The organism is Candidatus Baltobacteraceae bacterium, assembly GCA_036559195.1.
Lineage (GTDB): Bacteria > Vulcanimicrobiota > Vulcanimicrobiia > Vulcanimicrobiales > Vulcanimicrobiaceae > JALYTZ01.
Genome location: DATBTN010000009.1, coordinates 25,398 through 48,928, shown reverse-complemented (window position 1 = coordinate 48,928; position 23,531 = coordinate 25,398). Strand labels below are relative to the sequence as shown.

Below are 23,531 nucleotides of genomic sequence, written 5' to 3'. Positions count from 1 at the left end.
CCATGCCTGCCGAATGAGTCGGGGTGAACGTCGTCCACGTCTTACTGCTTGCGGCAAGCGCGTCGACCGGACTCGCGAACATTCATTTCGGCGCGCCGCCGCCCGCGTTCGACATCCCAACCGCGCGCGGTGCCGTTCCGCTTACGACGTTGCGCGGCCGCCCGGTGGTGATCAATTTTTGGGCAACCTGGTGTCCGCCGTGCACGACGGAGTTGCCCTACTTCGGCCGCCTCAAGCAGATCTACGGCGATCGGATCGCGCTAGTAACGATCTCGTCCGAGCCCGCCGGCGTCGCGCGCAGCTACCTTACCGGCCACCACGAGGCGCTGCCGCTGCTGGAAGACAGCACCGGCAAACTCTCCAAAGCCTACTCCATCGCCGAGGTGCCCGACACGCTGGTCCTCGACTCGGCCGGAAACGTGGCATACGTCTCGGTCGGCGGGCTCGATTGGTCCGAACTCCAAGCAGCCGTCGAGGCAGCGCTGACGCGACCGCCCAGAGGCGGCGCGTTAAAAGCTATTGGCAGTCCGGGCCGTAGATTGCTAAGATAGGCTTTGATGAAGAACGGCCCGGGCGATCTCGACAAGCGAAAGGCGTATATTCTGGCGACCGTCGTCTACGAATATATCGCCACGGCCGAGCCCGTCGGCTCGCAGAGCCTGACCCAGAAGTACAACCTGGGCGTCAGCGCGGCCACCGTGCGAAACGATATGGCGGAGCTCGAGGCTGCGGGCTATCTGGTTCAGCCGCACACCTCGGCCGGGCGCGTGCCCTCCGACAGCGGGTACCGAACCTACGTGGACGATCTCATGCAGCCGGAGCTGCTCGCGACCGAAGACCGCCACCGTATTCGCGACGAACTGCGCGACGCGAGCCGCGAACTCGACGAGATCATCGACAACACCACGCGCTTGCTTGGCCGGCTCTCGAGAAACGTGGCGTTCGTCACCAAACCCTCGCCCGATTCGCAGTCGTTCCGCCACGTGCAACTGATCTGGCTTTCCGCTCGCACCGGCGTCGCGATCGTAGTGACCTCACTCGGCGTCTCGGCTCAGAGCATGTTCGAAGTGGGCGCCGACATCTCACCCGACGACCTCACGCGACTTTCGAATGCGCTCAACGTTCGGCTGTCCAACCGGATGCTTCGCGAAATCGGCGAGGCCGATGTGGCGGGGGCCGTCGCGGAGCTCGGGCTGCACGACGACCTCAAGCACGCGGTACTCGCCGCGCTGCGAAACGCCGGCTCGGCGGAAGCGCCGACCGTCTCGGCGGCAGGCGCGCAGAACCTCCTCGATCAACCCGAGTTTCAAGATCTTCGCAAGCTGCGCTCCATTCTGCGAATCGTGGAAGAACAGAAAACGCTCTACGATCTGGTCGCCGATTCGATGGTGAGCGATGCGACCAGCGTGAAGATCGGCCACGAACTCGGCTCTGACGAAATGACGGACTTTAGCATCGTGACGGTTCCCTATCGCTTTGGCGAACATGCCATCGGCATGCTCTCGATTCTCGGGCCGCGGCGCATGCCGTACGCGCGCTTGATGGCGCTCGCGTCCGGTACTGCCGAGACGCTCTCCGAACGGCTAGCGGACGTAGAAATTAAATAACATTCATGCCCACTAAAGACTTTTATGAGATTCTCGGCATTAGCCGCGATGCGAATGCCGATGCGATCAAACAAGCCTATCGCGCACTCGCGCGCACCCACCATCCCGACGTCGCCTCCGACAAAGTGGAGGCGGAGCACCGCTTCAAAGAGATCAACGAGGCCTACGAGGTGCTCTCCGATCCCCAAAAGCGCGCCCATTACGATCGCTTCGGTTCGGCCGGTGCCAACGGCGGCTTCGGCGATTTCGGATTCGGCGCGCAGGCCGGCGGTTTCGGCGACATCTTCGACATGTTCTTCGGTGAGACGCGCTCGGGCGGTCAGCAGGCGCGCCGCAACGCGCCCACGCGCGGATCGGATCTGCGCTACGATCTCGAGGTAACGCTCGAAGAAGCGTTCGCGGGAACCACGAAGGATATTGCCTTCAATCATCTCGCGCAATGCGAGACCTGCAAGGGATCCGGCGCCGCACCCAACACCCTTATCGTACCGTGCGATCGCTGCTCGGGCAGCGGCGTCATGCGCATGGTTCGTCAGACACCGCTCGGACAATTCGTTACGCAATCGGCCTGCACCAAGTGCGGCGGCGACGGTCAAGTGATTCAAGATCCGTGTCCGTCCTGCAGTGGGCGCGGCCGGCGCGAAGTCGAGCGCAAGCTCACGGTGAAGGTGCCGGCGGGCGTCGACGACGGAAGCCGCATTCGGATCACGGGCAGCGGCGAAGCCGGGATTCGCGGCGGCCCGGCGGGCGATCTCTACGTGTACCTCAATCTCGCACGCCACCCGCTCTTTCGGCGCGAAGGCAACGACACGTTCGTCGACGTGGCGGCCAGTTTTCCGCAAGCGGCGCTCGGCGGCGTGGTCGCCGTACCCTCGCTCGACGGCGAACTCAGTCTCAACGTCCACGCGGGTACGCAAAGCGGCACGATCTATCGCATGCGCGGTCACGGCATGCCGACGGTGCGCGGCACGCAGCGCGGCGACCACGTGGTCACCGTGCACGTAGTCGTACCCTCGAAGGTGAGCAAACGCCAGCGCGAGTTGCTCGAAGAATACGCTCGCGTAAGCGCCGATCGCGTTGACGAGAAATCGTTCGTGGACAAATTCAAAGAGGCGTTCAAACCCGATTGAGCGCGCCGCGATTTTTCGTGGAAGGCGTACGCGCGCCGGGCGATATCGTTGCGTTCGGGGGTGCCGACGCACGTAAGATCGCAACGGTTTTACGCCTGCGCGAAGGCGATGCGGTCGCGGTGATCGATTCGACCGCGACGCTCTTCGCGGCCACGCTCGATCGATCGCTTCACGCGGTGCTCGGCGCGCGCGTTGCCGGCGGTGAATCGGAGCGGGGGCTGCGCGTTACCGTCGCCCAAGGCATTCCGAAGGGCCAGAAGATGGACTTCGTGGTGGAGAAACTCACCGAGCTCGGCGTAACGGCCCTATTGCCGTTCGAATCCGAACGATCGGTCGTCATCGGAGCCGGCGGCAATAAAGTCGAGCGCTGGCGCCGCCTCGCGAAGACCGCCGCCGCGCAGTGCGGGCGGCGCGAGATTCCGGCCGTCGAAAGCCCGCTTACGTTTGCGGATGTAATCGCGCGCTTCGAGGGCTACGATTGCGTGCTCTTTCCCTGGGAGCTCGCGCCGCGCGCGTTGCTGCGAGACGCGTTGCCGGCCGCCGTGGCTAACGCGCGCGACGTGCTGGTCGTGATCGGACCGGAGGGCGGTTTTTCGCATGCCGAAGCCGAGGCCGCAACCGCGGCGGGTGCGCGCGTGCTCTCCCTCGGATCGCGGATATTACGCACGGAGACCGCCGGCATCGCACTCCTAGCGATTCTAAACTACGCAACGGAAGGGGACGCATAAGCCGATGGATTTCGATACGCTGCTCCAGCACTCGGACCCAGCCTCCGATGCGCTCGTTGCGCCGATCTATCAAACGGCGACCTTCCGCGCGAGCGACGCCGCGCAATTCGACGAGATGGCTCGCCGGCCGCGTCACGAACGCTTTTACACGCGATACGGCAATCCCACGCTCGGCCAAGTCGAGAATCTGCTCGCGCAACTGGAAGGAACCGAGTCCGCCTTAGTCACCGCATCGGGCATGGCTGCAATCTCGGTGGCCGTGCTCTCGCTGGTACGCGCCGGGGATCACGTGATCGCGCAACGCAGCCTCTACGGCGGAACGACGGCGTTTCTCGAAACCTGGCTGTCGCGGTTCGGCGTGGAGACGACGTTCGTGGATCAAACGCAGCCGCAAGCGTTCGCGCAAGCGATTCGTCCCAATACGCGTGCGATCGTATTGGAGACGCCGAGCAATCCGCTGTTGCAGGTCACCGATCTACGCGCGATCGCGGGTCTCGCGCGCGAGCGCGGTATCGTGACGATCGCCGACAACACGTTCGCGACGCCGTACAATCAACGGCCCACGGAGTTCGGTATCGACCTCGTGGTGCACAGCGTGTCGAAATATCTCAACGGACATTCCGACGTCATCTGCGGCGCGATCGCGGGATCGCACGAACGCATCGAAGCGTGCTGGGAAACGTTGATCGTGATCGGTGCGGTGCTCGGACCTTTGGATGCGTTCCTGGTTCTGCGCGGTCTGCGGACCCTCGCGGTCCGCATGGAGCGGCACAACCGATCGGCGTTGCTCGTGGCGGAGATGCTCGCGCGGCATTCGGCGGTGGCCGCCGTCCACTACCCCGGACTGCCGTCGCATCCGCAACACGAGTTAGCGCGCGCGCAGATGCGAGGGTTCGGAGGCATCCTCAGCTTCGAGGTCGCCGGTGGATTCGAGGCCGCCGAGCGAGTGCTCTCGGCGGTAACGCTCCCACAGCGCGCGGCGAGCGTCGGCGGCGTCGAATCGCTCATCGTGCATCCGGCCGCGATGTGGGGCGGCATCATGAGTGCCGACGCGCTCGCGCAGGCCGGCATCTCCCCGTCGCTCGTGCGCCTCTCGGTGGGGCTGGAGAGCGAGCGGGATTTGCTCGCCGATCTGGACCGCGCGCTGCGAGCCGGCCCCAGCGGCTCTTTTGGGTAAGAAGCGGCATGGCCAAGTTACTGAGGGACCTCGATCCCGGCACGCCCGTCCGGTGCGGCCACGAGCCGGTTGGTGAAGTGCGCGCCGTTTACGCAACGGGCGACTCTCGCGTGCCGGAGTATCTCTGCATTTATTGGACGCTGCGAGGCGAGGAGACGCTCGTCGAGACCGACGAGGTGCTCAACATCGAAGACGACATCGTCGTACTGCGCAGCAGCCGGGAGGCCTACGCCGACCTCATCGCGTTCGATCCGGCGCAGGATCCGCTCCTGTGGCGCCTCCATTAGCGGACTCTGCTCCGGTCGGAGCAACCGGCGGAAAGAGGCTGCGAGGCGTCGTATAGAGCCGGGTTGGCTATGGGTAAACTGAAATTTTCAATCGTCATTCCGACCTACAATGAGGCCGGGGGCATCGAGCGTCTCATTCGCGCGCTCGACGGGGTTTTCAAAAAGAACGAACTCGACGGCGAGTTGATCGTTGTCGACGACAACTCTCCCGACGGGACCGGCGCGATCGTGGATCGGCTCGCGCTCGAGTTTCCCGTTCGCGCGCTGCATCGTTCGGGCAAGCTCGGACTTTCGAGCGGCGTTATCGAAGGGTGGCGCTTCGCGCGTCCCGACTCCGCAGCGCTCGGCGCCATGGATGCCGACTTTAGCCACGATATCGAGATTCTGCCGCGCATGGTTGCGGCGATCGAGTCGGGCGGCTACGGCCTCGCCGTGGGAAGCCGTTACGTCAAGGGCGGCGGCATCACGAATTGGCCGCTCAAGCGCAAAGTCACGTCGCGAGTTGCGTGCATGCTGGCCGCGCCGCTGACGCCGATCAAAGATTTAACCAGCGGCTATTTCCTGGTACGGCGCGAAGCGCTTGACGGAATCGAACTCGATCCGATCGGCTTCAAGATCGGGCTCGAAGTTATCGCCAAAGGTCACTACGGGCGCGCGCTCGAGGTACCGTACGTGTTCACCGATCGGGTCGCCGGCGAATCGAAGCTCAACGAGAAAGAGATCTTTAACTACCTCAAACAGCTGCGCAAACTGTACGGCGGGCGCTTCTTTCCAGGTTCGGGTAAGGCGTAAGCCATGCCGATGCCAGAATGGCTGCGCCGCCGGCGCAGCAAGACCGAGTCGAGCGAGGACGCGGCGCTCTGGACGAAATGTTCGAAGTGCGGCGAAGTGCTCTACCGGCGCGATCTCGCGGCGAACCTCTACGTGTGCACGAAATGCGGCAACCATTTCCGCATGAGTGCCTACGATCGTATCAGCACGCTCGTCGATTCCGATTTTAGCGAGATCGGCAACGAGGTTCAGCCCGGCGATCCTCTGCAGTGGGTCGACAAAAAATCCTATCCCGACAAGCTCGCGGAGTCGCGCGAAAAAACGCAGTTGAGCGAAGGCATCGTCTGCGGATTCGGGAAGCTCGGCGGGTTCGACGTGGCGCTCGGCGTGATGGATTTTCACTTTCGCGGCGGCACGATGGGTACGGTCGTCGGCGAGCGGATCGCGATGCTGCTCGAAGAGGCGCGCCGGCGACGCGTGCCCTGCATCATCTTTACCGCTAGCGGCGGTGCGCGCATGGAAGAGGGTATGCTCGCGCTCATGCAGATGGCGAAGACGACCGCTGCGGTCTCGCATTTTATGGAGGAGGGGAACTTCTTCGTAACCGTTCTCACCGATCCGACCACCGGCGGCGTCTCCGCGTCGTTTGCCTTTCAGGCCGACGTGATCGTTGCCGAGCCGAAGGCGATGATCGGTTTTGCCGGCCGGCGCGTGATCGAGCAAACGATCCGGCAGAAGCTGCCGGACAATTTTCAGACTGCCGAATTCTTACTCGAGAAAGGGCACATCGACATGGTCGTCGACCGCCACGATCTCAAACCGATGCTCGCGCGTCTGCTCGATTACGCGACCCGCGGTGAGAAGACCGCGCTCGGAGCCGCGCTGTGAACGTCATCGTCGAACGCGAAAAAGGGCTCCTCGAACTCGAGAAGCGCATTAACGAGCTTCGCGCGGTCAACGCCAATCAGCCGGTGGACATGTCCGCGGAGATTCGCGCGCTCGAAAGCAAATACGCGCAGATCCAGCAAGAAGTTTTCGGATCGATGTCGCCCTGGGAGAAGGTCAATATGGCCCGCCATCCCAGCCGGCCGACCTCGTTGGATTACATCGCGCAACTGATTCAATTCGACGAGCTGCACGGCGACCGCTATTTTCGTGACGACCCGGCGATCGTGGGCGGGTTTGCAAAGCTTGGGGATCGCGCCATCGTGGTGATCGCCGAGCAGCGCGGCCGCGATACCAAGGAGAATCTGCGCCGCAATTTCGGAATGCCTTCGCCCGAGGGCTATCGCAAAGTCAAGCGGCTTGCGCACCTGGCCGGACGGCTCGGTTTGCCGATCGTGACCTTTGTGGACACCAAGGGCGCCGATCCCGGCATCTCGTCCGAGGAACACGCACAATCCGAAGCCATCGCGTCGTGCCTCTACGAGTTCACGCAGGCTCCGGTCCCGATCGTCTCGACCGTGATCGCCGAGGGTGGCAGCGGCGGGGCGCTCGCGTTGGCGATCGCGGACCGCGTGCTGATGCTCGAGCATAGCGTGTACACGGTTGCTAGTCCGGAAGGCTGCGCGGCGATCCTGTGGAGCGATGCGACAAAAGCGGAAGAAGCGGCGTCGAGATTGAAGTTAACGAGTCAGGACCTATTGGGTTTTGGGATCGTCGATGAGATCGTTTCCGAGCCGATAGGCGGTGCGCATCGCGATCCGGTTGGAACGATCGCGCGCGTACTCGGAACAATCGAAACCTCGCTGCGAAAGTTAGCGACGCTTTCGCCGGCGGAGTTGCGTGAGGCGCGTTATCAGAAGTATCGGAAGATAGGCGCTTGGCAAGACGGGCGCCAGGAAATGGCAAGAATAAAGGCGTGAACGGGCGCAAACGGCCGAACGGGGTCGTGCGTCTATGTAGCCGTCTCGCCGTGGTTGCGTTGGGCGCCGTCGTTTTTACGCTGGTGAGCATTCAATTTGCTCGAATCGTCAACGAGAACGTCGCCATGGCGCGCAGCTTGGCGGGCGTTCAGCACGACGTTGCGGATCTGCGCACGCGCAAACGCGAAGAAGAGCGCGAGGTCAAGCGCCTGAGCGATCCGGCGGGCGCCATTCCCGAGATTCACGAGCGTCTGCACTTGGTCGGTCCCGACGAAGCGATCATCTACGTCAAACCGGGGAGCCGCTCGACCCGCCAGTGAGCGAGTTGGTCCGCGGCACGGTTCTCAATCTGCACGCGTTCGGTGGAACGGTCCGCCTCGAGTCCGGACAAGTCGCAAGCGCGCCCGCATCCGACGTCCAAACCCATCGAGCCGCCTATCAGCGCGCGATGACCGGCCGCAAAGACCTGCAATTCGTGCTCGCGCGCGACGGGCGCCATCCGATCGTGCTCTTGGCGCCGCAGATTCGCGACGATGCGTTCGAAGCCCAAATTGCCGAATATCTCAAAGAGACCCAGGAATGGGAGACGCCCGAGGTGCCACCGGCGCACGAGCGGCATTTCTTGCGCAAGAAAAAGCGCGCGGCGCTCTTCGAGTCGCGCCACTCCACCGACGACTAACGTGCATCGCGCGGTCATCTCCATCGGCACGAACTCGACGCGCGCGCTGCTCGCCGCCTTCGACGCGGACGCTTCGGCGATCGTTTGGCAACGTTCGATCGGCACGCGCATCGGCGAGGGTCTGCGCGAGTCGGGGCATCTCGGCGAACTTCCGATGCGGCGCACGCTCGACGCCGTGGGCGAATACGTGCGAGAGCTTCGGGGGCGCGCCGATTCGATCGTCGCGATTGCAACGAGCGCTCTGCGGCGTGCGGAGAACGCGCTCGCGTTTGCGGTGCGCGTCCGGGAACTCGTGGGCGCCGATCTCGTGATTCTCGACGGCCCCGACGAGGCGCGGTATTCGTTTCTCGGCGCGGTTGCGGCGTTGCCGCGAGCGGAACGTTACGGCGTGGCCGATAGCGGGGGCGGCAGCACGGAATATGCGACCGGCACGCACGATCGCGTCGAACGGACGGTTTCGTGCGAGATCGGGGCCGTGCGGTTAACCGAAGCCGTCCCGATACTCGGCGGCGATCGCGGCGCCATCGACGATGCATCGATGGCCGATGCGATGGCGCGTGCGGTCGCGATTCTCGCGCCGGTTGGGGCGCTGCCGGCCGTCGATCGATTGGTCTTCGTGGGCGGAAGCGCGACGACGGCCGCAGCCATCCTGCGCGGCAATCGCGATCCGTTCGAAAGCTTCGAACTTTCCCGCACGAATCTCCGGCTCGCGCTCGCTCAACTGCGCGCGTTGAACCTCGATGCGCGCCGGCACCTGCCGGGCATGAATCCGCAACGCGCCGACATCTTGCCGGCGGGACTCATTTTACTCGACGCGATATTCGCGCTCGCCGGACACGAGCGCGCGACCGTAAGCACCAGCGACTTACTCTACGGGTATCTGCTCGCGCAGCGCGAATCGCACGTATAACTGCCTGTAATTCTCGTCGTGGAGGTAAGAATGCTTCGGATCGCGTTGCGCGCGCCTATGCTCGCGGTGCTTCTCGCGTTGGCTGCCGCTCCCGCGCTTGCCGCCGCGCCGTTTTCGATGGATGACATTTTATCGGCACCCTTCGTCGACGACGTCACCGCGTCACCGGCTGGAACCATGCTCGTTTTCACGGCCGACGAACGCGGACGGCGCAATCTCTACCTTGATCGCGGCGGACGCGCGCGGCGCTTAACCGACTACACGCGGGACGACGGCCAGGACCTTTCCCAACCGCGGATCGCTCCCAACGAGAACGCCGTGGCGTACGTGCGGGGCGGGGGCAGCAACGATCGGGCCGAGTATCCGAATCCGCGCAATCTTCCCGATCCGCCGCGACAGAACGTGTGGGTCATCGCCGCGACGGGCGGTAAGCCGGTTCGCGTGGGTGAGGGCGACTCGCCCGCGATCTCGCCAAGCGGTGCGAGCATCGTGTGGCTGTTGCGGGGACAACCGATGATCGCCGCGCTTCGCGCCACGCGAGGCGCCGTTTCGATCGGCAAGGCGAAGCGGCTCTTTACGATTCGAGGGGACCTGGGCGATCCGCGCTGGTCGCCCGACGGCCGCCGCATCGCCTTTACCGATAGTCGCGGCAATCACGGATACGTCGTTATCTATTCGCTCGCGCGCACGACCTTGACGTACGCGGCGCCGAATTTCGCAAACGACAGTTATGCGGTGTGGTCGCCCGACGGCGCGCAGGTTGCCTTCGTGCGCCAACCGGGTCTACGCGAGGATTTTTCGGCCTACGCCGATCCGACGATTGAAGCGCCGTGGTCCATTTGGGTCGCCGATGCGGCGACCGGAACCGGGCATCAACTCTTTACCGCCGACGCCGGGATGGGATCGGTCTATTACGAAACCGACAGCCGCAGCCAACTCTTTTGGTCGAAAAACGGCTACATCGCGTTTCCGTGGGAAAAAGACGGCTGGCGCCATCTCTACGCAATCCGTGCGACCGGCGGCGCCGCGCGTTTGCTCACGCCCGGCGACGGCGAGACGGAGACCGTAACCCAAACGCTCGACGGCGCGCGCCTGGTCTACACGACCAACATCGGCGATATCGATCGCCGGCACATCGCGAGCGTCCCCTTCGCGGGCGGTGCGCCCGTGCAACTCACGCACGGTCCGCACAGCCAGTGGCAACCGAGCCCCATGGCGGGGGGAGCGCTCGCGTTCGTCGACGCCGATTACTCGCATCCGCCCGCGGTGTTCGTGCGCGGCGCGAGTGGAAGCGTCGCTGCGGCCGGCGGCCCAGAGGTGCCTCGATCGTTCCCGGCGAGGGCCGTCGTCGAGCCGCAGCTCGTTACGTTTCACTCCATCGACGGATTGCTGCTGCACGCGCAGCTCTTCGTCCCGAATCCCGACGCCGGCACGCACTGCGCGATCATCTTCGATCATGGCGGATCGCAACGCCAGATGCTGCCCGGATTTCATTACATGGAAGCCTACACGAATCTCTACGAATCGAACCAATACTACACCAACCACGGATGCGTCGTCCTCTCGATCAATTATCGCAGCGGAATCATGTACGGCCATGACTTTCGCGAGGCGAAGAACTACGGCTATCTGGGAGGGAGCGAGTATCAAGACGTACTCGCCGGCGCGAAGTACTTGCAAGCGCGCAGCGACGTCGATGCGAAGCGGCTGGGGATCTATGGGTTATCGTACGGCGGCTATTTGACCGCGCTCGGGCTCGCACGCAATTCGGATATTTTCAAAGCCGGCGTGGACATGGCCGGCGTTCATAACTGGGCCACGCTGCTCGATCACGATTACGGATCGAAGCAGGGGACGCCGCAGCAGCGCAAGGTCGCCTACGACGCATCGCCGGTCGCCGCGATCGACACGTGGCGTTCGCCCGTCTTTCTCTCGCAAGGCGACGACGATCGCAACGTCGCGTTCTCGCAAGGCGTCGATTTGGCAACGCGCCTGCGCGCCAAAGGCGTCGACGTTCGAGAGCTGGTCTTCCCCAACGAAACGCACGAGAATCTCGTCTACGCGCACATGCTTGAACTCTACAGCCGCTCGGCGGATTGGCTCTTGAAAAAGCTCTAGAGGAATCGGCTTCGCCCAATCCTCAAGGACACGCTCCGTGGGGACGGAAGATGGCGGCATGTCCGAAGGTGACGTGTATCGCTCCGTGCTCGAAGCGCGGCGCGCCTGGAACGATTATCTCGAAGCCGCCGACGAGGACGAGGACGAGGTCTACGAGGCCTATCTCGATGCCGCGGCCGACGCCGTACCGCTGGTGAGCGGGCTCGTCGAGCTCTGCGTCGAGGCGAATCTCATCGCCATCTCGGCGCGCGATCGCGAGGATCGGTACGTCGATCTCGCCGCGACCATCGCGCGCGCGCACTCCGATGCGATCATCGAAATCGTCGCCGATATCGTGCTCGGGCACTCCGAAGACTTACCTTCGTTCGAGCGCCGCGGCGGCCGCGAGGACGACGACGAGCAGCGCTTCAATCGAGCGCGCGAGATGTTTCGTGAGATGAACCGCCCCAATGTGGGACGCGCGATCGATGAATTGCGTCAGTTGCGCGAAGAATTCACTCGCGCCGGCCACGAGGCGTATGCGGACCGGCTCAAGGAGGTGCTCGGTCTCCTGCAGATTTCGCCGCCCAAACCCGGGGAATAAGTGAGTATGAAAGACGCCGACATTCACAGCCATATCGAGGAGCTGGTCGCCGAGGAGCATCGTTTGCTCGAACGGGCCGAAGCCGGTTCGCTGCCCTTGGCCGACCGCACGCGCTTGGATGAAGTAAACGTCGCCCTCGACCGGTATTGGGACCTCTTACGCCAGCGACGCGCGCGCCGCGATGCGGGACAAGATCCGGCGGCAGCGCAAATTCGCTCGGCCGATACGGTCGAGCACTACCGGCAATAGGTCGGGCGGCCTCTAGCCCGCGCGGTCCACGTCGATCTCGAAGATCTCGAGAAGGCCGGCGATGTCGAAGAGCTTGCGCATCTGCGGGCTGGGGGCGATGATGCGGATATGGCTTTGCGGGTTGTGATCGCGCATTTTCTTGCGAAGACGGATCAGACAACCGAGCGCCGTCGAGTCCATATAGGTCGTGTCGATGAAGTGCAACTGCGCGAGGTCGGCCGTGGCGGCGGGCTCGAGTGCCGCGGTCAGCTCGTCGCGGCGCGAAAGATCGAACTCCCCGTAGAGATCGATCTTCATCACCCGTTCGGTGGTATTGTCGGTCATGTGTCCTATAGGCTTAGGTTCGGCCAAAGGATAGACCTTTCGTGCCGCGCCCTCTTATCCAATATTTTGAATGCCGAGCGAACGCTCGGCAGTAATGCACCCCCTGGCGCGCTAACCTAGCCTTGGCCTGCCCGAGCGGGATGATGGTGGAATCGGCAGACACAACAGACTTAAAATCTGTCGCCCGAAAGGGCATCCGGGTTCGACCCCCGGTCATCCCAAACGTTATCGAGCGTCGGCTATTGCGGTCATGCTAGACCGCACGCCCTAGCGGGCGTGCGGGGCCATGATTTTCGCGAGCATATCCGGCTTGGACTTGACGCGAATGAGGTGCGGGTATTTGAGGCCGCCGTGATAGTCGATGCGGTAGGTGCCGAAGAAGCCGTCGTTGTCGGCGAGCACGTCGATCGCGCTCTTCGCATGTTGTGCCGTCTTTATGGCGTACTCGAGAGCGTCGGGCGACCACTCTTGCTCGTTAACCGCCGCGATTTTCATGCCGGGCGCCATGCCGGCGTTCCACGCAGGCGATCCCTCGCGCACGTCGCGCACGGCGCCGTCTTTCGCGATGGTGATTCCGAGCGAGTACCAGTCGTTGATCCCATGACCCGCCGCAATAAATGCGTTCGCCTTGTCGGTGTAGACTAATTCGTAACCGGAACGTGCGATCATGTCGGTCGGCGGATGTTCGGAGATCTGATAGACGTACCGTTCGAAGAATCCGTGCCAATCGTAGGGATAGACCTCGCCGAGCAGGTGCTCCACGTCGGCGCGCGTGTAGGTGACGGTGATCGGGCCCGTCGTGCCGCCGGCGTACAAATGCAGGAAATCGTCGAGCGATTTTTTGCCGCCCGTTCCTTCGCGAATGATCGTGTCGGCGTCGAGCCAAATCAGCTCGCCTTCGGTATAGAAGTCGCCGGCCGTGCGGCGCAGCGACGAATACGCACCGCGCGCTTGGTAGAGGTACGGCGCGGCGGTGGTCGTGTCGATGAGCGGAGTCGTGCGGCGTCCCGGTTCGGTATCCATCGCGGCGTAAATGTTCGCGAGGAATTCGGGATAGGTTTTGGCGTCGCGAATGCCGGTGCGAAACGAGAGCAGGTCGCCGAGATACTGATTCATGCCCTCGTACACCCACAGCAGATCGGTCTGCATCGGCACCTGGAAGTTCGGCGTGGTGAGATCGTCGGGGCGGCGGTATTTTCCGTTCCAGGAGTGGGAGAACTCGTGGGTTGCGAGATCGCCGCCTTCGAGCGCTTCGGTCGGATTCGTCAGGAAATCGTCGGGCGCGCGATCGTCGCTGCTTTGATGATGTTCGATGCCTTGAAAGCCGATCGCATCGCTGAGCGTGATCAGCGAATGGTAGACGTTCCAGTGGCGGCCGCCGTAGAGCGCGAAGGCTTCGAACGGCATACGTTTGTATTCGGCGAGGACTTTCGGTGCGATGTCGAGATCTTGCGGTTTGTCCGCGAAGAGATCGAGCATGTCGACGGCGTCGCCTTGCTGCCAGAGCTTGACGTGTTTGTAGAAGCGGCCCATGTCGAGGGGTGAATCGACGAGCATGTTGAGCGGCACTTCGCCGAAGTCGATGCGATCGCCGGATTGTTTGGCCTGCGGCAACGCCGTGCCGTAACTCCAGCCGTGCGGCAAGATGATGCTGGGCTTGACGAAGACTTCGTGCGAGTTCGTTTCTGCTTGGTAGAGCAGGTCGCGATTCCAGTTGACGATGGCGATGTTCTTGGTCGCCATCGTGTCGCCCGGGGCGTTGAGCGCGACGTCGAAATCGACATCGAGCGTGGAGACGCCTTGCGGAACCTCGACGTGGAACGCGTACATATCAACCTTGTCGCGACTCCAGGCGATGGCGTGGCCGCCGCCGGCGACGCGCAGCGCGACGAGATCGTTAAGGGGTCCGGTCGGGCCGTGTTCGCCCGGAATCCACTTCGGGTAGACGATCGTAAAAGGCCCCGGCTTCGCGGGAATCGTCAGGTGCGACCGCATTAGTCCGCGGGGCGCGAGGCGGGCATCGAGTACGACGGTCATCGGTGCGGCCGCCGTCGCCAGCGATGGCGCCGATGCGGCGCCCGCGGCCAATCCGGGGCCGGTAGCGAGTCCGGCCGCTCCCAGCGCCAGGCACAATGAAAAGAAGAAACGCTTCATGCATACCTCGATGAAAAGCGGTGCGGCCGCCCATGGCCCAGGGCTGTGAGGCGGGATACGCCCTGCTTCGACTTTGGACCCACGAGTATCTTTTCGGCGACGTTTCGGGGTACAACAAATGCATGAACGAACGTAAGGATGTGTTTCAAGACACGTTTACCGACAACGAGGGCGCGTCGCCGGCGAAGCGCGAGGAAGCCTCGCACGACCTGAATCTCGACGGCGATCAAGTCGACTCCCAGCAAGACGATGCCGACAACAGCGACGACACGTTCGGTGAGAACGAAAAGAAAAAACCCTAAGGGAGATGCCGGCATTCATCTTCGATCTCGACGGCACGCTGGTCGACAGCGTCTATCAGCACGTCCGGGCGTGGAATACGGCGTTGACCGAGTGCGATCTCCAACTCTCCGTCTGGCGCATTCATCGGCGGATCGGTATGAGCGGCGGACCGCTCGTCCGTGCGCTGATGCGCGAACTGGGGCGCGAAATCGACCCCGACACGACGGAACGTTTGAAGCGGCGGCATGCCGAGGAGTTTCAGAGCCTGCTTCCATCGATTCGGCCGCTGCCGGGCGCGCGCGAGCTGTTGCGCGAGCTTAGCGATCTCAATGTGAAATGGACGATCGCAACGAGCGCCGCCGCGGCTGACGCCGCGCCGATGTTCGAACTGCTTGGCGTTCCGCCGAACGTACCCGTGACGACGCGCGACGACGTCGACCGAGCCAAACCCGACCCCGACGTCTTTTTGACCGCGGCGCAGAAGCTCGGCGTCGATTCCTCGGATGCGATGGCCGTGGGCGACAGCGTTTGGGATATGCTGGCCGCGCGTCGCGCGCATTTTTTGAGTATCGGCATCCTGGCCGGCGGCTATGGAGCGACCGAACTCGAGCAGGCGGGCGCATATCGCGTCTACGCCGACCCGGACGATCTGCGCCGCCATCTCGACGAGGTTGGCGTGCGCGAGGAGGAACGAACGTGAAACGCGAGATTCAACCCAACGACCCGGCGGATGCCGATATCCCGGAACTCGATCGGGAAGCGATCGAACGCGCGCAAGCCGTCTACGGCGACACCGACCTCAATCCTAACCAAGACGACCAGCGCGACGCCCACGAAGCCGACCCCGACGAACACGTCTAGCCCGTAGTCAGTCCTTCGACAGGCTCAGGATGACAAAAAAAAACGGTCATGGCGGGCTTGTCGAACTATGGGCGGGTGCAACTTGGGGGCGGGGTTGCGGGTTTGGAGCGGCGTTATGAGTGCGTTGTTTTCACCTATTGCGTTTCGCTCGCTCGAATTGGCGAATCGGATCGTCGTTTCGCCGATGTGTCAGTATTCGGCCATCGATGGTTCGGCTAGCGACTGGCACGTCGTGAACCTCGGGCAGTTCGCGCTCTCGGGACCGGCACTCGCCTTCACGGAAGCGACCCACGTGAGTCCCGAAGGGCGGATCACGCCGCATTGTCTGGGGCTCTACAGCGACGCAAACGAAGCCGCGCTCGAACGAGTGGTGCGCTTCGTACACGAATGGACGCGCAGCGCCGTCGGCGTGCAACTCGCACATGCGGGGCGCAAAGGTTCCACGCAGCCGCCGTGGGACGGCGGGGGCCGCTACGACGGGCCGGATGCGTGGCAGCCGGTCGCGCCGAGCGCGCTTGCCTACACCGACGGTTGGCACGTGCCGCGCGAACTCGACGCGCGCGGGCTGCAAAAAGTCCGCGATGACTTCGTCGCGGCCGCGCAGCGCGCCGAGCGAATCGGCGTCGATGCGATCGAACTGCATTTCGCGCACGGCTATCTCGCCCACGAATTTCTTTCGCCACTCTCGAACCAGCGCACCGATGCGTACGGTGGCAGTCGCGAAAACCGCATGCGCTTTCCGCTCGAACTCTTCGCGGCCGTGCGCGCCGTCTGGCCGGCGCACAAACCGTTGGGCGTTCGCATTTCGGCCAGCGACTACGTGGAAGGCGGGTGGGATCTCGATGATTCGGTCGCGCTCGCGCTCGAACTGAAAAAACTCGGCTGCGACTTCATCGACTGCAGCGGCGGCGGTCTCTCGCCGCTGCAAAAGATTGCGGTCGAGCCCGGATACCAGGTGCCGTTCGCGCAGACGATTCGCGAGCGAACCGGCGTGCCGACGATGGCCGTCGGTATGATCACCGATCCGGCGCAGGCCGAAGCGATCGTTTCGCAAGGGCGCGCGGATTGCGTGGAACTGGCGCGCGGCTTCATTCGCCATCCTCGCTGGACCTGGGATGCGGCCGACGAACTCGGCGCCGAGCCGTTCGTGCCAAACCAATATCAGCGCGGGCGGGGCCGCCAACCGGCCGCACGGTAGCGCAAAAAGCAGGTTCGACACGGGAGATGCTCCAAAGGAACCGGGTTCCTCCCGGCGTTCAGCCGGGTTTCGCGCGTTTTAGGAGGCTTTTCTCCCCGTGAAGATCGTGGTCACCGTGAAGTTGGTACCCGATACCAATGCGACCAAACGGATCGATCCCTCGACGAAGCGGCTGGTTCGCACCGGTCTCGAGACGGTTCTCAATCCGTACGACGAGTACGCTCTCGAAGCGGCGCTCCAACTCAAAGAAAAGATCGGCGGCGATACGACCGTCACGGTCTTTAGCATGGTGCCCGAAACCGGCAAGGAGATCGTTCGCAAAGCGCTCGCCATGGGCGCCGACGATGCGGTCATGCTGAGCGATCCGGCTCTCGAAGGCAGCGACGTGTGGGGAACCGCCGTTGCGATGGCGGCCGCGCTAAAGAACATCGGATTCGATTTGGTCATCTGCGGCGGCCTCGCCGACGACGGCAGCACGGGCGGCGTGCCCGGCGCGCTTGCCGAATATCTCGGCGTGCCCGGCGTTACCAACGCGCGCCACCTCGATATTACCGGCGATGCGCTTAAAGCGCAGCGCGAGACCGACAGCGGCTATCAAGTCGTCAACGTTACGTTGCCGGCGCTCGTCAGCGTGACGATGGCGGTCGGCGAGCCGCGCTATCCCTCGCTCAAAGGCATCATGGGCGCGAAGAAAAAGAGCATCGTGGCCATGACCGCCGGCGAGCTCGAGCTCGACGGGAAAGTCGGCGCGAGCGGTGCGAAGACCGAATTGCTCGAAGCCGCGGCTCCTGCGGCGCGCGCGAAGGGCCAAATCGTCACGGCGGACGATGGCGCATCCGGTGCGAAAATCATCTTCGACTTCCTTAAAGAAAAGAAACTCGTCTGATGCGCAACGTCATCGTCTACGTCGAACACAAAGCCGGCCAAACGCGCAAGGTGACGTTCGAACTTGCGACCGAAGCGCGGCGGCTCGCCGATGCGCTCGGCGGGAAGGCTCACGCGGTCGCGCTCGGCGCGGGCGCGAAGAGCATCGCGGAAACGCTGAAGAACTATCCGCTCGATACCATTCACGTGAATGAAGACGGCGAGGTCGATTCGTACCTGCTCGATCCGACGATCGATTACATGGAAGCGCTTGCGAAGAGCGTGGATTCGGCGGTCGTGCTCCTTCCCAACACGATGCTCGGCCGCGACGTGGCCGGCCGTTTGGCCGCGCGTCTCGATGCGGGAATGAACTCCGACGTCACCGACATTCGGCCCGAGGCCGGACGCGTGGGATGTATAGCGCCGAAACTCGGCGGCGCACAGATCACGACGTGCGCTTTTAAAGAGGGCGCCCAGTTCGGCGTGGTAACCGTTCGTCCGAATTCCTTTGCCGCCCAAGCGGGCGGCTCGGGCGCACAGATCGTCGAGCTTGCAAAGCCGGCGGGCAAGACCTACCGGATGTCGATCGAAACCGAGGTGGAAGAAGCCTCGGGCGAAATGGGCCTCGAAGAGGCTCCCGCGGTGGTCGCGGGCGGTCGAGGCCTGGGCGGCCCCGAACCGTTCGAGACGCTCCTGCGGCCGCTGGCGAACGCGCTGGGCGGCACCGTGGGCGCTTCGCGAGCGGCGGCCGACGCGGGTTGGGTGCCCTATAGCCTGCAAATCGGTCAAACCGGCAAGACCGTGAGCCCGAACCTGTACATCGCCGCCGGGATTTCCGGGGCCATTCAACACAAAGTGGGCATGCAGACGGCGAAGACCATCGTGGCAATCAATCGGGACGCCAGCGTGCCGATCGGCGAATTTGCCGACCTGCTCGTCGTCGGCGACGCCTTCGCCATTCTCCCGGAACTGACGAAACTGGTCCAAGAGGCACGAGCGCACGCGTGACAAAAGCCGCGACCCCGGCGTTATTACCGTGTCGATCATCTAAATAAGGAAAACGTGGTACTTTGAAACGAACCCTACTCGTCGCGTCGTTTATAACCGCCGTCGTAGCCGCGTTTGCGCTACCGGGCGGGAGCGCGAGCGCCGGACTCTTCGGCGGAAAGCCGGCACCCACCGCAACGCCATCGGCCGCACCGGCGCCGATCCCAACCGCGACGCCGGAGCCGCCGGGCATCGCGATTCCGCGTCTGCAAGAGAAGCTCAAGGCCAATCCCAACGACCGCGATGCGCTCGTGGGGCTCGCCCAGCAGTATCTCGCGGTCGGCCATCCGGAACTCTCGCTGCCGCTGACGCAAAAACTGCTGCAGCTCGGTGAGAAGACCGCTCAGGTCTATTACTTCGACGGGTCGGCCCAAGCGGCGCTCGGCCGCGTGCCGCAGGCCATTGCGGATCTCGAGAGCGCGTCGAATCTCGAACCCACGAATATCGGCGTGCTCAGCACGCTTGCGGATCTGTACCTGAAGACCAATCGGCCGAAGGATGCGGAGCGCATCGCGAACCGGGCCGTGACCTTCAACAAGACCGATCCGCGCGCGTTTACGACGCTCGGCATCGTCGATGCGACCGAGAAGAAATACGACGAGGCGCGCGCGCAGTTCGAGGCCGCGTTCAAACTCGATCCCAAAGACGTGACGCCGCTGCTGCAAGAGGCGCAAACCTACGCGAATCAAAAAGCCTTGTCGTCCGCGGTTGCCGCGGTGGACCGCGCGCGAGCGATCGATCCGAGAAACGTGCAAGTCCTCGTCTTCCGCGCCGATCTCTTGGCACAGCAGAACGATATCCCGAAGGCCGCCGCGGCATTCGACGATGCCATCGCCGCCGCGACCACCGATGACGACAAGGTCGCGATCTCGATTCGCAAGGCCGCCATGTACGTTGCCGCCAAGCAAAACGCGCAAGCCGATCAGACCTTCCAAGCGGCGATCGCCGCCTATCCGAAAGTCGCTTCCGGGTACACGGCCTACGGCGAGTATCTCGCGGGTCAGCACCAGACCCCCAAGGCGCAGCAAGAGTTCTTGCAAGCGCTGCAAGTCAATAAAGACGAGCCGGGCGCGCTTCTCGACATGGCGGAGATCAAGTTGAGCAGCCACCAAACCACCGATGCGATCGGATATCTCAAGCATCTGGGCGACGTCGCTCCGACCGCGCAGGCGTTCGCACTTCTCGGCCAGGCCTATATCGCGACGCACAACTACGGAAGCGCGCGCGACGCCTGCAGCAAGTCGTTCCAAATCCAGCGCGCGCCGGAGACGCTGGGCTGCGTCGCGGGCTCGGACTATAGCCTCAAGAACTACAAAGAGGCCGCGCAGATCTTCGACGTACTCGATGCAAACGTCAAAGCCTACCTCGATCAGAACCCGCAGCTGCTCTATATGGCGGGCGTTTCGTACACGCAAGTCAATCAGAAGAGCAAAGCCATCGGTGCCTACAAACGGCTGCTCAAGGTGATGAAGCCCGGTACCAAAGAGTACAAGAACATCCAAGCATCGATCAACAGCCTCTCCAAACCCAGTCCGCACGCGTCGAAGAAGAAGCCCGGCTAAGCCGCTCTGCTCGTGACGTGAGGATCGTCTCCGACGAAACCTATGGCGACCACCTACGCGGGATTCCCCATCCGGAATCACCCGACCGCGTCGAGGTGGTCGCTTCGTATCTAACCGCTCGAGGACAGTTCGGCGAACGGGTCGCGGCGCGCGATGCCAGCGACGAAGAAATCGTGCGGGTACACGCGCCGGCGTATCTCGAGACCGTCAAGCGCGAGGTCGGATCGCTCGAAGGCGTCGCCGGCTATCTTTCCACCGGGGATACGCTGGTCGACGCGCGCTCGCTCGCCGTGGCGCGCCGCGCCGCCGGCGGCGCGATCGCCGCGATGGAGGCCGCGGTGCGCTACGACGCGCCCGTCTTCGCGCTGGTGCGCCCGCCCGGACACCACGCCGAAGGCGCGCGCGGCATGGGGTTCTGCGTCTTCAATAACGCGGCCATCGCGGCGCGCGCGTATCTCGCCGCGCACGGCGGTCGCGTGCTCGTCGTCGATTTCGATTACCATCACGGCAACGGCACGCAAGCGGCGGCGGGCGATGGACTATCCTACGTCTCGACGCACGCTTTTCCGGCATATCCCGGTACCGGGACGATTCGCGATAACTACCGCCTCGGCGCCGATGCGATTGCAAACGTCCCGCTGCCCACCCACGCGTTCGGCACCGAGCCCTTCGTCGCGCTCTGGGAACGGTTGCTGCCGGAGATCGCGCGACACACGCGGCCCGATCTCTTGATCGTCAGCGCCGGCTTCGACTACGTCGCAGGCGACCCGGTTGGAGATCTCGGCGTTGACGCGGAGGCCGCGGGACCGCTGGCCGCGCTCGTGGGATCGGTGGCCCAAGAGTATTGCAAAGGCCGCGTTGCCTACGTGCTCGAGGGCGGCTACGATGTAGACGCGCTCGCGCGATCGGTCTCGCTCGTTCTTTCAACGCACGATGCAGGCATTACCGAGCGCAGCGCCGCGCGAACGCAAGCCGTTCCGCCGCCGCAATTGGCCGCGCTCGAGCGCATTCGCGATCTACGCTAAGGAACGACGGAAGCGGCGATTTTTCCGAGTTCGGCGAGATTGAGTTCGCCGACGACGGCGAAGTGGAGCCCTTCGGCCGCCCACGCGAGCAGCGTAATCGGGCCGTCTTCGACGTATTGCGCGTCGCTCTGCGACACCTTGGTCGGATGCGACCGGTAATGACTCAAATCGACGGCGGCGCCGCGCGCGTTTTCGAAGAGCGAGACCGTTCGCACGCCGTCCGAGTAGAGCAGATGCAGCGTGCGGATACCCTTGATATCGGTAACGTCGGCCGCAACGGGCGTAAATCCGTCGGGCAGATAGCGCGGGCCGCGCGCTTTAAATCCGGCCGTGCGTACCGCGCCGGCCAAATCGTTGGAGGGAATGCCCGTAGTCGTGCCCTGCACGCGCGAGAAACCCTTGGACGGAACCGAAAAGATTCCGTCGGGAAGATCCTTAACGAAGCGGATTTGCTCGAAGCGCATCTGACGGATGACCGACCCGTTACTGCCGTACTGCTCTTTTTGTAACACGAGCTTGGTCTGCGAATCGAGCCAAATGCGCATCACCGTCTGGCCGGTGTATTTATTCACCAGCAAGATCGAGAGCGCCGGTCGCCCGGCAACGTTCTCGTCGGTGCCGGAGATCGCACGATAGTTGCGGCTCAGGAGCGCGAAGTTGTCGTCCTGCGCGACTTGATCGTCGATGGCGTCGTCTTTGGTGACGATCACGCGATTGGTCTTGACGTCGACGTTGTAGCTGGTGTCGCCGCGGCTGATGATCGAGTCGCCGTAGAGCGTCTGCGGCGCGACGTACCAGCGCCGCGTGAGGTTCGGCGAATCGTGTTCGATGCGAAAGATCGAAGCCTCGGCTTTGGACGAACCGAACTCGAGATTCTGAACTTGTCCAACGTACGAAACGGTGTTCGGCGCGTCGATCGCCTGGCGCAGCAGTTCGGTGGCGTTGCCGCCTTGCGCGCGGGCGGCGGCCGCGCTGACGAGAATCGTCAGCGCGAGCATCGCTAAGAACTTACTAACGATTTGCATCCGCCGTATATGCCACGGGCTCCACGTTCACCGCGGTTTGATCGCCCGACGCCGAGGATTGACCCTCGAGCGTTGCCGGGTTTGCGCCGGTTCGATCGCCGAACGGCACGGTCGAGTTCATCGCGGCGTGATCCTGCAGCAAGTATGCGGCATCGATCATCGGCGCCGCCGAAACCGGTTGCGTGTGCAGGCCGAAGTAGGCGGCCAACACGATGGCTGCGGCGATGGGCAGGGCGATCGCGGGGCGCATCCACGCGATCACGCGTTGGGCCGGGGATGGAGCGGCGTCGCGAATCTGCTGCCAAATCGCAGCCTTAATCGTCGAGGGCATCTCCCGTTCCTCGGCCGCGGCGTGCGTGCGAAGAAGCTCCGTGAGCGAAACTTCGGAAGCGTATTCTTCGCGACAGGCGCCGCACGTATCGATATGGGTGTGAACGAATGCATCCTCTTCGGGCGCTAGCGCCCCGTGGATGTAGTCGATGAGTTGGTCGGTTGTTGCGTGCTGCATCATTGTTGTAACTGTTTCTGTAGTAGCCTTCTGAGAAGTGCACGGGCTCGGTGTAATCTAGATCGTACGGTGCCGATCGAACATCCCATAATTTCGGCGATTTCTTGGTAGCTGTACTCCTCGATATCGGCGAGCGTTACGACTTGGCGTTGATCCGGCGAGAGCGCTTCGAGCGAACGCGCGAGCGGTTCGCTGAGTTGACCCTCGACGAGTTCTTCGATCGGCGAGACCGCAAGCGGCCGTTCTCCCCCGTACTCCTGCGGCGCGTTGTCCTCAGGTATCTCCTCTTGATAACGTCCTTTTTTGCGCCGAAGTTCATCCCGGTACAAATTGGTGACGATTCGGTAGACCCACGAGAGAAACGACGTCCCCGGTTGGAAGCTCCGCCAGGCCCGGTAGACGCGAATAAACGCGTCCTGCGTAAGGTCGCGGGCGTCGGCTTCGTTGCGGGTCAGGCGGTACGCGAAGTTATAAACCGCCTTGCCATACTGCTCGATTGCCCTCTCCAGAAAGGCAGCCTGCTCGGGCGACGGCGGCTCGATCGGTTTTCGCGGTACTCCCATTAAGAATACGGATT

General features: G+C 63.3%; 28 protein-coding genes and 1 tRNA gene. 24 read left to right on the top strand and 5 right to left on the bottom strand.

The annotated features are described in order from the left end of the window. Positions 1–23 precede the first annotated feature (23 nt). From VIG32_01355 to VIG32_01285, 15 genes are all read left to right on the top strand, one after another. Complete coding sequence (locus VIG32_01355) at positions 24–551, top strand: TlpA disulfide reductase family protein (GenBank protein HEY8296656.1); 528 nt, start codon at positions 24–26, stop codon at positions 549–551. A 6-nt stretch (positions 552–557) separates the two neighbouring features. Further along, positions 558–1,607: a heat-inducible transcriptional repressor HrcA gene (gene hrcA / locus VIG32_01350; GenBank protein HEY8296655.1), complete on the top strand. Its 1,050-nt coding sequence runs from the start codon at positions 558–560 to the stop codon at positions 1,605–1,607. Positions 1,608–1,612: 5 nt separating this feature from the next. After that, the gene (gene dnaJ, locus VIG32_01345) at positions 1,613–2,737 is read left to right on the top strand and encodes a molecular chaperone DnaJ (protein HEY8296654.1); all 1,125 of its coding nucleotides are present in this window, start codon (positions 1,613–1,615) and stop codon (positions 2,735–2,737) included. Between the two features lie 17 nt (positions 2,738–2,754). Continuing rightward, positions 2,755–3,465 carry a 16S rRNA (uracil(1498)-N(3))-methyltransferase gene (locus VIG32_01340; protein HEY8296653.1) on the top strand — a complete coding sequence of 237 codons (711 nt, stop codon included), beginning with the start codon at positions 2,755–2,757 and terminating at the stop codon, positions 3,463–3,465. Positions 3,466–3,469: 4 nt separating this feature from the next. After that, the gene (locus tag VIG32_01335) at positions 3,470–4,642 is read left to right on the top strand and encodes an aminotransferase class I/II-fold pyridoxal phosphate-dependent enzyme (GenBank protein ID HEY8296652.1); all 1,173 of its coding nucleotides are present in this window, start codon (positions 3,470–3,472) and stop codon (positions 4,640–4,642) included. 8 nt (positions 4,643–4,650) lie between these two features. Next, complete coding sequence (locus VIG32_01330) at positions 4,651–4,929, top strand: hypothetical protein (protein ID HEY8296651.1); 279 nt, start codon at positions 4,651–4,653, stop codon at positions 4,927–4,929. Positions 4,930–4,998: 69 nt separating this feature from the next. Then, the gene (locus tag VIG32_01325; GenBank protein ID HEY8296650.1) at positions 4,999–5,721 is read left to right on the top strand and encodes a polyprenol monophosphomannose synthase; all 723 of its coding nucleotides are present in this window, start codon (positions 4,999–5,001) and stop codon (positions 5,719–5,721) included. Between the two features lie 3 nt (positions 5,722–5,724). Beyond that, a complete protein-coding gene (gene accD, locus VIG32_01320; protein HEY8296649.1) occupies positions 5,725–6,588 on the top strand; it encodes an acetyl-CoA carboxylase, carboxyltransferase subunit beta in 864 nt (287 codons plus the stop codon). Further along, a complete protein-coding gene (locus tag VIG32_01315) occupies positions 6,585–7,565 on the top strand; it encodes an acetyl-CoA carboxylase carboxyltransferase subunit alpha (protein HEY8296648.1) in 981 nt (326 codons plus the stop codon). Before accD ends, VIG32_01315 begins: the two co-directional genes overlap by 4 nt. A 50-nt stretch (positions 7,566–7,615) precedes the next feature. Next, entirely contained in the window at positions 7,616–7,885 is a 270-nt protein-coding gene (locus VIG32_01310) for a hypothetical protein (protein ID HEY8296647.1), read from the top strand. Beyond that, a complete protein-coding gene (locus tag VIG32_01305; GenBank protein HEY8296646.1) occupies positions 7,882–8,244 on the top strand; it encodes a hypothetical protein in 363 nt (120 codons plus the stop codon). The genes VIG32_01310 and VIG32_01305 overlap by 4 nt, the downstream gene beginning before the upstream one ends. Before the next feature lies 1 nt (position 8,245). Continuing rightward, positions 8,246–9,154: a hypothetical protein gene (locus VIG32_01300; GenBank protein HEY8296645.1), complete on the top strand. Its 909-nt coding sequence runs from the start codon at positions 8,246–8,248 to the stop codon at positions 9,152–9,154. Positions 9,155–9,184: 30 nt separating this feature from the next. Beyond that, complete coding sequence (locus VIG32_01295; protein ID HEY8296644.1) at positions 9,185–11,272, top strand: prolyl oligopeptidase family serine peptidase; 2,088 nt, start codon at positions 9,185–9,187, stop codon at positions 11,270–11,272. 58 nt (positions 11,273–11,330) lie between these two features. Beyond that, complete coding sequence (locus VIG32_01290; GenBank protein ID HEY8296643.1) at positions 11,331–11,855, top strand: hypothetical protein; 525 nt, start codon at positions 11,331–11,333, stop codon at positions 11,853–11,855. A gap of 6 nt (positions 11,856–11,861) precedes the next feature. Continuing rightward, positions 11,862–12,104, top strand: coding sequence for a DUF2630 family protein (locus VIG32_01285; protein HEY8296642.1), 243 nt, complete (start codon positions 11,862–11,864; stop codon positions 12,102–12,104). Positions 12,105–12,116: 12 nt separating this feature from the next. On the opposite strand, the gene VIG32_01280 is transcribed toward VIG32_01285, so the two are convergent. Further along, positions 12,117–12,428: an STAS domain-containing protein gene (locus tag VIG32_01280; GenBank protein HEY8296641.1), complete on the bottom strand. Its 312-nt coding sequence runs from the start codon at positions 12,426–12,428 to the stop codon at positions 12,117–12,119. A gap of 137 nt (positions 12,429–12,565) precedes the next feature. Here VIG32_01280 and VIG32_01275 point away from each other — a divergent pair. Beyond that, positions 12,566–12,649, top strand: a tRNA-Leu gene (locus VIG32_01275). 46 nt (positions 12,650–12,695) lie between these two features. Here the strand turns inward: VIG32_01275 and VIG32_01270 are convergent. Further along, positions 12,696–14,582 (bottom strand): hypothetical protein, encoded by a 1,887-nt coding sequence (locus VIG32_01270; GenBank protein HEY8296640.1) that lies wholly within the window; start codon positions 14,580–14,582, stop codon positions 12,696–12,698. Positions 14,583–14,704: 122 nt separating this feature from the next. On the opposite strand from VIG32_01270, the gene VIG32_01265 reads away from it, so the two are divergent. The 8 genes from VIG32_01265 (at position 14,705) to VIG32_01230 (ending at position 21,421) form a co-directional block, all read left to right on the top strand. Continuing rightward, positions 14,705–14,884, top strand: coding sequence for a hypothetical protein (locus VIG32_01265; protein ID HEY8296639.1), 180 nt, complete (start codon positions 14,705–14,707; stop codon positions 14,882–14,884). Between the two features lie 5 nt (positions 14,885–14,889). Then, positions 14,890–15,564 (top strand): HAD family hydrolase, encoded by a 675-nt coding sequence (locus tag VIG32_01260; protein ID HEY8296638.1) that lies wholly within the window; start codon positions 14,890–14,892, stop codon positions 15,562–15,564. Next, positions 15,561–15,725 (top strand): hypothetical protein, encoded by a 165-nt coding sequence (locus VIG32_01255; GenBank protein HEY8296637.1) that lies wholly within the window; start codon positions 15,561–15,563, stop codon positions 15,723–15,725. The genes VIG32_01260 and VIG32_01255 overlap by 4 nt, the downstream gene beginning before the upstream one ends. Positions 15,726–15,840: 115 nt before the next feature. Further along, positions 15,841–16,923, top strand: coding sequence for an NADH:flavin oxidoreductase/NADH oxidase (locus VIG32_01250; GenBank protein ID HEY8296636.1), 1,083 nt, complete (start codon positions 15,841–15,843; stop codon positions 16,921–16,923). A 97-nt stretch (positions 16,924–17,020) separates the two neighbouring features. After that, positions 17,021–17,809 (top strand): electron transfer flavoprotein subunit beta/FixA family protein, encoded by a 789-nt coding sequence (locus VIG32_01245; protein HEY8296635.1) that lies wholly within the window; start codon positions 17,021–17,023, stop codon positions 17,807–17,809. Continuing rightward, on the top strand, positions 17,809–18,795 hold the full coding sequence (locus tag VIG32_01240; protein ID HEY8296634.1) for an electron transfer flavoprotein subunit alpha/FixB family protein: 987 nt from the start codon (positions 17,809–17,811) through the stop codon (positions 18,793–18,795). The genes VIG32_01245 and VIG32_01240 overlap by 1 nt, the downstream gene beginning before the upstream one ends. Positions 18,796–18,857: 62 nt before the next feature. Beyond that, on the top strand, positions 18,858–20,396 hold the full coding sequence (locus VIG32_01235) for a tetratricopeptide repeat protein (GenBank protein ID HEY8296633.1): 1,539 nt from the start codon (positions 18,858–18,860) through the stop codon (positions 20,394–20,396). Between the two features lie 17 nt (positions 20,397–20,413). Then, positions 20,414–21,421 carry a histone deacetylase gene (locus tag VIG32_01230; protein HEY8296632.1) on the top strand — a complete coding sequence of 336 codons (1,008 nt, stop codon included), beginning with the start codon at positions 20,414–20,416 and terminating at the stop codon, positions 21,419–21,421. Here VIG32_01230 and VIG32_01225 read toward each other — a convergent pair. The 3 genes from VIG32_01225 to VIG32_01215 are packed head-to-tail and all read right to left on the bottom strand — an operon-like array spanning position 21,418 to position 23,517. Further along, positions 21,418–22,446, bottom strand: a complete 1,029-nt coding sequence (locus VIG32_01225; protein HEY8296631.1) for a sigma-E factor regulatory protein RseB domain-containing protein — start codon at positions 22,444–22,446, stop codon at positions 21,418–21,420. The genes VIG32_01230 and VIG32_01225 overlap by 4 nt on opposite strands. Continuing rightward, positions 22,433–22,954 (bottom strand): anti-sigma factor, encoded by a 522-nt coding sequence (locus VIG32_01220; protein ID HEY8296630.1) that lies wholly within the window; start codon positions 22,952–22,954, stop codon positions 22,433–22,435. Before VIG32_01220 ends, VIG32_01225 begins: the two co-directional genes overlap by 14 nt. Beyond that, positions 22,954–23,517, bottom strand: coding sequence for a sigma-70 family RNA polymerase sigma factor (locus VIG32_01215; protein ID HEY8296629.1), 564 nt, complete (start codon positions 23,515–23,517; stop codon positions 22,954–22,956). Before VIG32_01215 ends, VIG32_01220 begins: the two co-directional genes overlap by 1 nt. Between the last annotated feature and the right edge of the window lie 14 nt (positions 23,518–23,531).